Origin of the sequence: Micromonospora sp. NPDC048905, from assembly GCF_040649655.1 — a bacterium.
GTDB lineage: Bacteria > Actinomycetota > Actinomycetes > Mycobacteriales > Micromonosporaceae > Micromonospora.
Genome location: NZ_JBEZFV010000006.1, coordinates 330,250 through 342,115 on the forward strand (window position 1 = coordinate 330,250; position 11,866 = coordinate 342,115).

Sequence of the window (11,866 nt, forward strand, 5' to 3'; positions counted from 1 at the left end):
CGTACAGCCTCGGTCGTCGTAGCCGCCGCGCTGCTGCGGGGGCTCCTGGCCGTAGCTGCCGCCCTGGTCGTAGCCGCCGGCCGGTTGGCCGTAGCCGCCCTGCTCGTAGCCTCGGTCGTCGTAGCCGCCGCGCTGCTGCGGGGGCTCCTGGCCGTAGCTGCCGCCCTGGTCGTAGCCGCCGGCCGGTTGGCCGTAGCCGCCCGGCTCGTACCCGCCGGCCTGCTGGCCGCCGTACCTTCCGGTCGGCTCGGCGGCCCGACCGCCGCCGTACGGAGCCGGATCGGGCTGGCCGTACCCCTGCCCCTGCTCCGGCTGGTAGACGCCCGTGGCATACGGGTCGGCCGGTGCCGGGTACTGGGTGCTGTCGCCGGTGTACCGGCCGGTCGGCTCGTCGTACCGCTCGCCGTAGGCCGCTCCGCCTGCGGGAGCGGGCGGGTAGGCGGCGGTCCCCCCGGGCTGGGCCGGGTAGTCGCGACTGCCGTAGCCACCGCCGGAAGCCGGCGCGTTGCCGTAGCCGCCACCGGACGCGGGAGCATTGCCGTAGCCGCCACCGGAGGCGGGTGCGTTGCCGTAGCCGCCACCGGAGGCGGGTGCGTTGCCGTAACCAGCACCAGAACCCGGTGCCGCACCGTAGCCGTCAGCGGCACCATAGCCGCCCTCGGCACCTGCCGGGGAGCCGTAGCCGCCACCGGACGCGGGTGCGTTGCCGTAGCCGCCGGCCCCGTACCCGCCGGGCGCGGCCTCGTCGCCGTATCCGGCGCCGCCCCACCCCTGCTGCCCCGCGCCGCCGTACGCCTGCGCCGGAGCGCCGTACGGGTCCGGTGGAACGTCGTCGACCACCGGGCGGTGCATCATCGTCGGTGCCTCGCTCAGCGCCGCACCGCCGACCATGGTCGGGTCCGCGCCGCCGACGGGCCGGCCGCCGGCCATCCGGGCCTGGTCGTCGGGGCCGGGGTAACCGCCCCGTGCCGGCGGCACCACAGCGCCGCCACCAGCCGCAGCCGGGGCGTCGTCGTCGCCGCCGTTCTCCTTGCGCTTCATCCAGAGCAGGACGATCGTTCCCACGCCGGCGGCCACCAACAGACCACCGAGCAGAATGATCAGGTACGAGCCCGCGCCGTTGCCGCCTTCCTCGGTCTTCGAGGCGTTCGCCGGCGGGCCCGCGCTGGCGTCGTCGGCGGCCTGGTCGCCCGCGCCCTCATCGGCCGGCTCCTCGGAGGGAGTGACCTCGGCGGTGGTGGACGGCGTGGGGGTGGGTGTCCCCTCGACCTTGATGGCGAGGCTGATCCGTTGCCCGGTGATGGCCTGTCCGGCAGAGGCGGTCAGTGTCTTGCGGGCCTGCACGTTGTCGAAGGTGGCACCCAGGTCGATCCGACCCGGCGCGATCGGCTTCTCCGTGGTGCCGGTGAAGCGGAAGTTGCCGCTACCGTCGCTCGTGGTGTCGAAGCGCTTGCCGGTGCTGTCCAGCAGCATGACCACCGCGTTCGGCACTGCCTTGCTGTCGGCCTGGACGACCACCTTGCCGGAGACCGACTGCACGGTCGGCGTCTGCGGCGGCGGCGGCGCGGCGGCCGCCTTGACGGTGACCCGGAGCGTGCGGGAACCACCGTCTCCCGACACCGTGATCTTCGCCGAGGCGCCGTTGGCCGCAGGCGCGTCGCCCGCTGCCGTCAGGGTCAGCGTCACTGGTTTCGGGTCGGCCGAGTCGAAGTTGATCGGCCCGCAGCCCCCGCAGGTGACGCCATCGGGCAGGTCGGTGATGTCGATGTCCGCGGACTTCTCGTCCGGGTCCGGTCGGACGAGCACGTTGACGGTGCTGCTCTTGCCCGCGTCGATCGTGGCCGAGTTGTCAGCTGTGCTGATCTTGGCGGCCATTGCTGGTGTGGCGGGGACGGCGAGCAGAGCGCCGGCAACCAGCGCTACGACCACACCGGCCCGCTGCTTCCAGGCACGTCGGTGTGTTGACACGTCCACCGCCTTCCGGGCTGACTTCCCTCTGACCGGCGGGGCGCCGGGCCGGGGATCATCACGGTTCGAATACGCCGTCGGCAACTATGCCTTGTCCAACTGGATTGGCGCGACCCAGGGCCAACGTCAGGTGGCTGGCCTTCGGGTCGTATCGTCCCTTCGTGTCCTCTCCGCACAGTAAGTCCGCTGCCGTTGCGGCCGCGTTGTCGGCGCTCGATGAGGGGCGTACACCCGAACGGCCGGTGTTCCGGGAGGCGGTCCGGTCGTTGTTGGCCATCCTCGCGGAGCGCGCCCCCGGCCGATCGGTGGAGGTGCGCGTACCACCATACGGTGCGATCCAGTGCGTACCCGGCCCTCGACACACCAGGGGAAACCCGTCAAACGTGGTCGAGATGGCTGCGGACACGTGGTTGGAGTTGGCCACCGGGCGGATCGGATGGGCGGAGGCGGTCACCGAGGGTCGCGTCCAGATGAGCGGCGTCCGGGCGGACCTCTCGGCCTATCTTCCCCTCTGATCGTCTGATGTCCTACTCACCGTGACGCTCAGCATGGGAAACGTGACTATCTGTGCCGATGGCGATTCGCGTACACTGTCAGGCGATGAGAGTGGTCCCGGCAGACGAGTGTGGATCCGCCCGTGATCCCGCCCAGCCGGTCCAGACCAGCATGAGGGAGCGGTAGGTGCCCCGAGGCGACGGCCGGCTGAGCCACGACCTTGACCCCCAACGACCTGGCCCCCAAGACGCCTGTGGTGTCTTCGGCGTCTGGGCGCCCGGCGAAGAGGTCGCCAACCTGACCTATTTCGGCCTCTACGCCCTGCAACACCGCGGCCAGGAGGCGGCGGGCATCGCGGTGAGCGATGGCTCCGGCGTGGTGGTCTACAAGGACCTCGGCCTGGTGGCCCAGGTCTTCGACGAGCCCACCCTGGCGAGCCTGCGCGGCCACCTGGCCATCGGGCACGCCCGATACTCCACGACCGGCGCGTCCAACTGGGAGAACGCCCAGCCGACGATCCGGTCCACCACCTCCGGTACGACCATCGCGCTGGCCCACAACGGCAACCTGGTCAACACCGCCGAGTTGGAGAAGGAGGTCGCCGAGCGCGGCCTCGTCGCGGACGGTTCGACGAACGACACCTCCCTGGTGACGATGCTGCTCGCCGGCCGACCGGATCTGTCGGTCGAGGCGGCCGCCCTGGAGGTGCTGCCGCAGCTGCGCGGCGCGTTCAGCTTCGTCTTCATGGACGAGTCGACCCTCTACGCGGCCCGCGATCCGCACGGCGTCCGCCCGCTGGTGCTCGGCCGCCTGGAGCGCGGGTGGGTGGTGGCCAGCGAGACGGCCGCCCTGGACATCGTCGGTGCGAGTGTGGTCCGTGAGGTTGAGCCGGGCGAGCTGATCGCGATCGACGAGAACGGGCTGCGCTCCACCCGGTTCGCCGCGCCCGAGCCGAAGGGCTGCCTCTTCGAGTACGTCTACATCGCCCGTCCGGACGCCACGATCGCCGGGCGCAACGTCCACGCGGCCCGGGTGCAGATCGGTCGACAGTTGGCCAAGGAGCACCCGGTCGAGGCCGACCTGGTGATCCCGGTGCCGGAGTCCGGCACCCCGGCCGCGATCGGCTACGCGGAGGCGTCCGGCATCACCTACGGCGCCGGCCTCATGAAGAACCCGTACGTGGGTCGCACCTTCATCCAGCCGTCGCAGACCCTGCGTCAGCTCGGCATCCGCCTCAAGCTCAACCCGCTGCGGGAGAACGTCCGGGGCAAGCGCTTGGTGGTCGTGGACGACTCGATCGTCCGGGGTAACACCCAGCGCGCCATCGTCCGGATGCTGCGTGAGGCGGGGGCGCTGGAGGTGCACGTCCGGATCTCCTCCCCGCCCGTCAGTTGGCCGTGCTTCTACGGCATCGACTTCGCCACCCGGGCGGAGCTGCTGGCCAACGGGTTGGACAACGACGGCATCCGGCGCTCCATCGGCGCCGACACGCTGGGTTACGTTTCCCTTCCCGGCCTGATCGCCGCAACCGAGCAGCCGAAGACCCGGCTGTGTCGGGCATGTTTCGATGGGGAGTACCCGATCGAGTTGCCGGCCGGCAACCTGATCGGCAAGCACGTGCTCGAAGGGGTGGGTCGACGGGTCACGAACTCGGCGCCGGAAGCCCCGCACACAAACGGCTCGTCCGTCGCCACTCCGGGTGGCGTTACCGCAAACCGCCCGTAGCACCAACCGGCGCGGCCCGGCCACCGTCGGCGCGGCACCGAGAACCAAAGGGGAGAACCGTGACGCACGTGTCCGAGCGCAACGGCGCAGGAAGCAGCCCGACCGGCGCCGGCGGCGACCGACAGCCCTGGACTGCCGGCACCAGCCGGCAGGCCCGCAAACGCTCGGTTTCGTACGCCGACGCCGGAGTTTCCATCGACGCGGGCGACCGCGCGGTGGAACTGCTCAAGTCGAAGGTGCGCCAGACCCGCCGCCCTGAGGTGATGGGTGACCTCGGTGGGTTCGCCGGCCTGTTCCGGCTGGACACGAAGAAGTACAAGAGCCCGATCCTGGCGTCCTCCACCGACGGGGTGGGCACCAAGCTGGTTATCGCCCAGCAGATGGACATCCACGACACCGTCGGCATCGACCTGGTCGCGATGGTCGTCGACGACCTGGTGGCCTGTGGTGCCGAGCCGCTGTTCCTGCTCGACTACATCGCCACCGGCGAGGTCGTGCCGGACAAGGTCGCCGAGATCGGCGCGGGCATCGCCGACGGTTGCCGCTACGCCGGCTGCGCGCTGCTGGGCGGGGAGACCGCCGAGCACCCCGGCGTGCTCCGCCCGGACGAGTACGACATCTCCGCGACCGGTGTCGGCGTGGTCGAGGAAGCCGACATCCTCAGCCCGGAGCGGGTCGAGGTGGGCGACGCGGTGATCGCCATGCGCTCCTCCGGCCTGCACTCCAACGGCTACTCGCTGGTCCGGCACGTGCTGCTCGGTGCGGCCCGGATGCGACTCGACATCGTGATCGACGACTTCGGTCGGCAGCGGACCCTCGGCGAGGAGCTGCTCACCCCGACCAAGATCTACGCCAAGGACTGCCTCAAGCTGATCGCCGAGGCGGAGGTGCGGGCGCTGTCCCACATCACCGGCGGCGGCATCCCCGGCAACCTGGTCCGGGTGCTGCCGGAGCACGTCGACGCGGTGGTCAACCGGTCCACGTGGAAGCCGCAGCCGATCTTCGACCTGATCCAGTCGAAGGGTCGCATCGACGACCACGACATGGAGTCGACCTTCAACATGGGTGTCGGCATGTTCGCGATCGTGTCGGCGGAGGATGCTGACCGCGCGTTGGCCACGCTCACCGGCCGTGGGGTCGAGGCGTGGCAGGCCGGCGAGATCATCGAGGGCACCGGCAACGTGCAGATGGTCGGTCAGCACACCCGCGGCTGATCACGCGCTGGTGATCGTACGGGCACCTGATCAGGGCTTCACCCGAGTGGCCAATGCCGCCTAGCCTGAAGGGCTCAGGCTTGGCGGAGGAGGGCGATGGCTGCTCGGGGACAGTCGTTCAGCGGGATGCGCGGTCTGGCGGCCGTCCCGTCGTACGTCGTCATGCAGCCGACCACCCTCTGCAACCTCGACTGCACGTACTGCTACCTGCCGTTTCGGGCCGCCGACCGGCGGATGCCGGTGACGGTGGCCGCAGCGGTCGCGGCGGCGGTCAACCCCTGGGCGGCGGCGGGCCGGTTCTCGGTGGTCTGGCACGGCGGTGAGCCGCTGGCGGCCGGCCGGGAGCACCTGGCCGACCTGATGGCACCGTTCGGGCCCGACGTCGAACATCACGTGCAGACCAACGCCACCCTGATCGACGACGACTGGTGTGACTTCTTCACCAGGCACGAGATGCGGGTGAGCGTGAGCGTCGACGGTCCCCGGTCGCGCAACGGTGACCGGGTCAACCGGGGCGGCCAGCCGGCGTACGACCGGATCCTGCGGGGCGTCGACGCGCTGCGTCGGCACGGCCTGCCGTTCTCCGCGCTGGCGGTGGTGTCCCGGCCGGAGCCGGGGCTCGCCACCGAGCTGTACGACTACTTCCTCGACCTGGGTTGCGACGTGTTGGGCGTCAACATCGAGGAGACCGAGGGGGTCAACACCCGCGACAACAGCCACGACCCGGCTGCGGTGACCGGCTTCTGGGCCGAGTTGGTCGCGGCCTGGCGTCGGGATCCCCGGATCCACCTGCGCGAGATCGAGTGGTCGCTGCGCTACGCCGCGGCCGTGCTCGACAACTCGGCGGACGGGGTGCTGCCCCGCCACCTGGACCCGATCCCGACGATCGGTCACGACGGCTCGGTGATCGTGCTGTCCCCGGAGTTGGCCGGCTTCAGCGACCCTCGCTACGGCGACTTCAGCAGCGGCAACGTGCTGCGGACCCCGCTGGCGGAGATCATCGCCGGTGCCGCGGCGACGCCGTGGGTCGGCGAGTTCCTGGCCGGGGTGGAGGCCTGCCGGGTGTCCTGCCCGTACTTCGGTTTCTGCGGGGGTGGCCACGCCGCCAACCGTTACTTCGAGCTGGGGCGTTTTGACGGTACGGAGACCGAGCACTGCCGCAACAGCAAGATCCGCCTATTGGAGGGAGTGTTGGAGCATGCCCGAGACCACCAGTCACCGGCGCCCTGAGCGCGAAGCGGACGACGGCGTCACCGAACGGGTGCGGGAGGCGGGTCCCGCGCTCGTCGCGCTGTTGCAGGAGGCCGAAGACGCGCGGAGGCTGCGCTCGGAGGTTTCGGGAAGCGACGGCGCCAGCGCGGTCTGCGCCTGGAACCACTTCGAGAACATCCCGACGTTCTACAACTGGAACAATCGCCCACGCTGAGGTGAGCCACGATCGGGGGCCTGTCGGGCGACCGGAGTCACTCCGGTCGGGTCAGGCCCCTGATCGTCGGCTACTACACCTGCACGGAACGTGCGTGAGCACGCGGACTTACCGCGTGCTCAGTTGCGTCGAGAGGTCAGCGGGTCGGACGGACCCAGGGATCCGGGTCGTCGTCCGCGTGATCCTCATCATCGTCGTCGACGGACTCTTTCGAGTTGTCGTCGAAGTGGTGCTCAGACTTACCAGCACCCGCCAGTTCGCGCTGCAAGGCGGTGAGGTCGGTGTTCGGGGAGTGGTACTTCAACTCCCGGGCCACCTTCGTCTGCTTGGCCTTAGCACGGCCGCGCCCCATGGCTCGACCCCCTCGCACAGAATGCGGGGCAGCCCGAAGGCGGGCCCCGATGACGTCAGGCATCTCTCGTGGCTCTTACGGTACATGGGGATGCCACCGTTCGGCACCTCGGGTTACCGTCAGCCGGCTCTGCGCGTCGCGTCGATCCGGCCGTCACCCAGTGTACCGGGTAAGGAGCGGATCGGTTAGCACCCGTGACACCGGACAAACCGCATCAAAGTTGACCCGACGTCAGCTTACCCAGGCGAGCCGGCCCGGGAGGCCCGGAGGCGGATCCCGTCGATCCGGCCTCCGGGAACGCTCAGCGCAGGTGGATCCCGCGCAGCCGGCCGATGTCCGCCATCCGCCGCTCCGCCAGCCGGTCCGCGGCCACCGCCGGCGGCACGCCCTCGGCGTCAGCCAGGCGCAGGATCTCGCGCGTGGTGTCGTAGATCCGGGTCGCCCGCAGCTTCGCCCGCTCGAAGTTGAAGCCCTCGATCTCGTCGGCCACCTGGATGACGCCGCCCGCGTTGACGACGTAGTCCGGGGTGTAGAGGATGCCCCGGTCGGCGAGCAGCTTCTCGATGCCCGGGTGGGCGAGCTGGTTGTTCGCCGCGCCGGCCACCACCTTGGCGCGCAGCGCCGGCACGCTCTCGTCGTTCAGGGCGCCGCCCAGCGCACAGGGCGCGTACACGTCGATGTCCGCGGCGGCCAGCGCGCTGACGTCGTCCAGAAGGGTGACCTGCGGGTGGTTGGTACGCACCCACGCCAGCGCCTTCGGGTTGACGTCGGTGGCGACCACCTCGGCGCCGTCTTCGAGCAGGTGCCCGGTGAGGTACTTGCCGACCTTGCCCAACCCGGCCACCCCGACCCGCCGGCCCCGCAGGCTCGGAGTGCCCCAGACGTGCTCGGCGGCCGCCCGCATGCCCTGGAAGACACCCCAGGCAGTGAGGATCGACGAGTCGCCGGCACCACCGTGCTCCACGCTGCGCCCGGTCACGTAGCGGGTCTCCCGGGCCACGACGTCCATGTCCGCCACGTACGTGCCGACGTCACAGGCGGTGTAGTAGCGACCGCCCAGCGACTCCACGAAGCGTCCGTACGCGCGCAGCAGCGCCTCGCTCTTGATCTGCTCCGGGTCACCCCAGATGACGGCCTTGCCGCCGCCCAGGTCCAGCCCGGCGAGCGCGTTCTTGTACGCCATCCCGCGCGACAGGTCGAGCACGTCGGCGAGGGCGTCGTCCTCGCTGTCGTACGGGTAGAAGCGGGTGCCGCCGAGCGCCGGCCCCAGCGCGGTGGAGTAGATCCCGATGATCGCCTTCAGGCCGCTCTGCTTGTCCTGGCAGAACACGACCTGTTCGTGACCTGTCGATACCGGGTCGTCGGTGCTCGCGAATACACCCATTGTTGGCTCCTGGAGTGGTGTGCGCCCTTGTGGGACGCGGACCGGGTGGACGCCGGCGGGATGCTGCCGGTGTGATCGAGCCTAGTATCGGCCGCCCTGCGAGCGCTCGACGCGCCGCCGCCGTCCCACGTTGCGGCGCGCGTGGTCCGGCTGCTGACCGCGTACGGGTGCGGTTCGTGGGAGGATCGCGCCGTGCCGTCGCTCTTCGCTTCTTACCTGCGCGTGTACGAACCGCTGACCGCCTTCGACCGAGACCGGCAGAGCTACTGGCGTCGCTATGTCTCCGAGGGGCGGGCGGTGGCTCCGGTCGAGGGTCCCGGCCGGCAGCGGACGGCGGTGATCGAGGCGCTGGGCGCTGGCTGGACCCGACTGCCGGACCTGCCGGAGGAGGCGTACGTCCTGGAGACGGACGACAGTCTGCTGGTCTGCCCCTGGAACCTGCGGATCCGGGTCGCTGAGGCGGCGCTCAGCGCCCGGGACGGGGTGCCCCCGGTGCTCGCCGACGCCTTCGTGCCGCCGGTGCTGGCCGGGCAGGCCAGGGCGGTGATCGACGACTGGCGCAGTGGTGCCCGGGTGCTGGAGCACGGGGTGCCCCGGGTGCACGAGCAGATCGCCACGTGGGGCGTGCCGCTGCGCTGGTTCGTGCTCTTCGAGCCGGCCGAGCGGGACCTGGTCACCCAGCCCGGTCGCCGGGCGCTGCGCTACCGCACGGAGATCTCCAAGGCCCGCCGTCGGTCGTCCCGGGCGCTGTCCGTCCTGCGCAAGTCGGTGGGCGAGGCGCCGATCACCGAGGCGGTGGAGGAGGCGGCTCGTTGGCTGGAGGAGTTCCATCCTCGGTCGGTGGTCGAACTGGACTACGGCGGCCTGGTCGACCTGCTTCCCGACGAGACTCTCGCGGCGGACGACTCGCCCGAGCTGGTCGCCGAGGGCCTGGCGGGGCTGTCGCGGGGTGAGGCGGAGGAGGCGTCCGCCGCGTACGACAAACTGGTGGCCCGGTGGCGTGCGGTGCAGCTGCTGGAGCGGTGCAACTAGGGCAAATGCCCGTAGGAGCGCTCCCAAGGTGAAGTGTGCTCGTAGTCGACGCATCACGAACCGTGATCATGAGTCCCATTAAGATAGATTCTGCCGTGTAAAAGTCGTAAAAATCGGGCATGGTTCATCCGTCCGTCTAGGGACCTTCATCCGTTCGGCCCATGTCGGACATCGGGGACTAGCCGGACCATGGGAGACGCGTCGGCCGGCGGGACCCCGGCCGATGTCTATACATGTGGAGGAGTGACCGATGGCATCGCGAACGCACGAACCAGAGCCGCTACTCACGCCGGCCGAGGTGGCGTCGATGTTCCGTGTCGACCCGAAGACGGTGACCCGGTGGGCCAAGGCGGGCAAGCTCAGCGCCATCCGCACTCTGGGTGGCCACCGTCGATACCGCGAGTCGGAGGTCAGGGCGTTGCTGCAGGGTCAGATCCCGCAGCAACGGCAGGGCGACTGAGCGGCTCCAGTTTTTCCGGTCAGGGGCGGTGGATCTCGATCCACCGCCCCTTTCCATGGCCGGGGCCAGGTATGACCGACCTCAGCGCCGCCCGAGGCCGGCGTCACCCTCGGCGCGGGTCCTCGGTCAGCGTCAGGCGGATGCCGACCGTGCCGCCCTCGCCGCGGCGCAAGCGGCTGCCCAGCAGGCTCAGCCGGCCGATCAGCCGGTACTTGTGCTTGAGCAGATCACGAACCCGACCGGTGTCACCGCCGCCGTAGATCGTGGCGTGAGCTGACACCTCCGCCCCGTGTGGACGCCCCCGCACGTCACAGGGCGCCACGGTCACCTTGCCGTTGTTGCGGATCCGTTTGACCTTGCCCGAGTCGGCCCCGGTCCAGACCGCCAGCGCCTCACCGTCGCGGACCGCCCAGACCGGGGTCGGCACCGCCCGACCATCCTTGCGGAAGGTCGTGAGCAGCAGATACTTCTCGGCGGACAGCCGGTCCAGCGTCGTCACGCCGCCAGGATACGGCCGCCACCGGCCGCCGAGTGGACAGATAGCGTGAACGCCGTGACGGGCGAGCCTCAAATCGGTGACGTGATCGGCGAACTGCTGCGGGACACGCTTGCCGTGGCCACCGGGGTGGGTCCGCGACCGCTTGTCGGCGGCCGACTACCCCGGCCGGTCATCGAGATCATCGAGCGGGACGACGGTCTGATCAACGGCGCCCCGGCCGCGCACTACCTGGACGGGCCGCAGGAGTGGCAGCCGTACGACCACCGGGCCGTGGACCGGGTACGCGGCGAGACGCTCGACATCGGCACCGGCGCCGGCCGGATCGCGCTACTGCTCCAGGAGCGCGGGGTACCGGTCACCGGGCTGGACACCTCCGCGGGTGCGCTGGCGGTCAGCCGGCGTCGTGGCGTCCGACGGCTGGTGCACGGCACCGTCGACACCCACGTCGCCGACGGACGGCGGTACGACACGTTCCTGCTGCTCGGCAACAACCTCGGGCTGTTCGAGGGGCGGGAGCACGCTCCCAAGTTCCTGGCCGCGCTCGCCGCGCTGGCCCGACCGGGTGCGCAGATCATCGCGCACGGCACCGACCCGTACGGCACCCGCGACCCGCTGCACACCAGCTACCACGAGCGCAACCGCCGGCGGGGCCGGCTCGGCGGTCAACTCCGGCTCCGGCTGCGCTACCGCGAGCTGAGCACCGAATGGTTCGACTACCTGGTTTGTTCGGCCGACGAGTTCGCCGCGCTGGTGCACGGCACCGGCTGGCGGCTGACCGACGTGGATGATCGGGACGCCCCCTACTACCTGGCCACCCTGCGCCTCGCCGAATGAGCGACGGCCCCTGCGCCGGCGGGCGCAGGGGCCGTCGTACCGCTCAGACCTGGACGGTCGGGGGGAGCTGCTCGGGCGGGAGGCCGCCGTCGCCGTCGACCACCTCGTCCGGTTGGCCGTCCTCGTCGATGTCGACCATGGTGATGTCCACCTTGCCGTCACCGTCGGTGTCGAACTGGAACAGGTCGGCCTTGCCGTCGCCGTCGGTGTCCACCACCCACACATCGGTCTTGCCGTCGTTGTTGGTGTCCGCGCGCAGCAGCTCGACCCGCTCGTCGCCCCGGGTCTCCACGATCGCGGAGTCGGTGACGCTCTCCGGTGCCTGGCTCATGTCGACTGGTCCTTCCCTCGATTGACGGGCCGTCATTACCCGATCCCGCGCTCCCCCAAGCATGGGCCGGATCGTCGAGCTGTCTAGGGTCGCAACATGAGCGAGCGGAGCAGGCGAAACACCCAGCTCGGTGTGGCGGGGACCCC

At 70.5% G+C, this 11,866-nt stretch carries 13 protein-coding genes; 8 read left to right on the plus strand and 5 right to left on the minus strand.

Annotated features, from left to right (window positions below):
* A partial coding sequence (locus AB0C01_RS18485) for a hypothetical protein (protein WP_357571679.1) occupies positions 1-1,968 on the minus strand: 1,968 nt, incomplete at its 3' end.
* 161 nt (positions 1,969-2,129) lie between these two features.
* On the opposite strand from AB0C01_RS18485, the gene AB0C01_RS18490 reads away from it, so the two are divergent.
* The 5 genes from AB0C01_RS18490 to amcA all read left to right on the plus strand — a co-directional run bounded on the left by AB0C01_RS18490 (position 2,130) and on the right by amcA (position 6,828).
* Positions 2,130-2,483, plus strand: a complete 354-nt coding sequence (locus AB0C01_RS18490; RefSeq protein WP_357243539.1) for a sterol carrier family protein — start codon at positions 2,130-2,132, stop codon at positions 2,481-2,483.
* 166 nt (positions 2,484-2,649) lie between these two features.
* Complete coding sequence (gene purF, locus AB0C01_RS18495) at positions 2,650-4,188, plus strand: amidophosphoribosyltransferase (RefSeq protein WP_357243542.1); 1,539 nt, start codon at positions 2,650-2,652, stop codon at positions 4,186-4,188.
* A 59-nt stretch (positions 4,189-4,247) separates the two neighbouring features.
* Positions 4,248-5,402 (plus strand): phosphoribosylformylglycinamidine cyclo-ligase, encoded by a 1,155-nt coding sequence (gene purM, locus AB0C01_RS18500; RefSeq protein WP_357243545.1) that lies wholly within the window; start codon positions 4,248-4,250, stop codon positions 5,400-5,402.
* 126 nt (positions 5,403-5,528) lie between these two features.
* Positions 5,529-6,632, plus strand: a complete 1,104-nt coding sequence (gene amcB / locus AB0C01_RS18505; protein ID WP_357571750.1) for a cyclophane-forming radical SAM peptide maturase AmcB — start codon at positions 5,529-5,531, stop codon at positions 6,630-6,632.
* A complete protein-coding gene (amcA, locus tag AB0C01_RS18510; protein ID WP_357243548.1) occupies positions 6,601-6,828 on the plus strand; it encodes a multiple cyclophane-containing RiPP AmcA in 228 nt (75 codons plus the stop codon). Before amcB ends, amcA begins: the two co-directional genes overlap by 32 nt.
* Positions 6,829-6,964: 136 nt before the next feature.
* Here amcA and AB0C01_RS18515 read toward each other — a convergent pair whose 3' ends face one another.
* Together AB0C01_RS18515 and AB0C01_RS18520 are read right to left on the minus strand one after the other, a co-directional pair.
* Positions 6,965-7,180: a DUF3073 domain-containing protein gene (locus AB0C01_RS18515; RefSeq protein ID WP_357243551.1), complete on the minus strand. Its 216-nt coding sequence runs from the start codon at positions 7,178-7,180 to the stop codon at positions 6,965-6,967.
* 301 nt (positions 7,181-7,481) lie between these two features.
* Positions 7,482-8,564, minus strand: coding sequence for a Glu/Leu/Phe/Val dehydrogenase (locus tag AB0C01_RS18520; protein ID WP_357243554.1), 1,083 nt, complete (start codon positions 8,562-8,564; stop codon positions 7,482-7,484).
* A gap of 192 nt (positions 8,565-8,756) precedes the next feature.
* Here AB0C01_RS18520 and AB0C01_RS18525 point away from each other — a divergent pair, with 192 nt between their 5' ends.
* Together AB0C01_RS18525 and AB0C01_RS18530 are read left to right on the plus strand one after the other, a co-directional pair.
* On the plus strand, positions 8,757-9,596 hold the full coding sequence (locus AB0C01_RS18525; RefSeq protein ID WP_357243557.1) for a hypothetical protein: 840 nt from the start codon (positions 8,757-8,759) through the stop codon (positions 9,594-9,596).
* A gap of 250 nt (positions 9,597-9,846) precedes the next feature.
* A complete protein-coding gene (locus AB0C01_RS18530; RefSeq protein WP_007073996.1) occupies positions 9,847-10,056 on the plus strand; it encodes a BldC family transcriptional regulator in 210 nt (69 codons plus the stop codon).
* 103 nt (positions 10,057-10,159) lie between these two features.
* On the opposite strand, the gene AB0C01_RS18535 is transcribed toward AB0C01_RS18530, so the two are convergent.
* Positions 10,160-10,555, minus strand: a complete 396-nt coding sequence (locus tag AB0C01_RS18535) for a PPOX class F420-dependent oxidoreductase (protein ID WP_357243560.1) — start codon at positions 10,553-10,555, stop codon at positions 10,160-10,162.
* A gap of 54 nt (positions 10,556-10,609) precedes the next feature.
* On the opposite strand from AB0C01_RS18535, the gene AB0C01_RS18540 reads away from it, so the two are divergent.
* Positions 10,610-11,389, plus strand: a complete 780-nt coding sequence (locus tag AB0C01_RS18540; RefSeq protein ID WP_357571680.1) for a class I SAM-dependent methyltransferase — start codon at positions 10,610-10,612, stop codon at positions 11,387-11,389.
* Positions 11,390-11,432: 43 nt separating this feature from the next.
* Here AB0C01_RS18540 and AB0C01_RS18545 read toward each other — a convergent pair whose 3' ends face one another.
* Positions 11,433-11,720, minus strand: a complete 288-nt coding sequence (locus tag AB0C01_RS18545) for a hypothetical protein (RefSeq protein ID WP_357243566.1) — start codon at positions 11,718-11,720, stop codon at positions 11,433-11,435.
* Between the last annotated feature and the right edge of the window lie 146 nt (positions 11,721-11,866).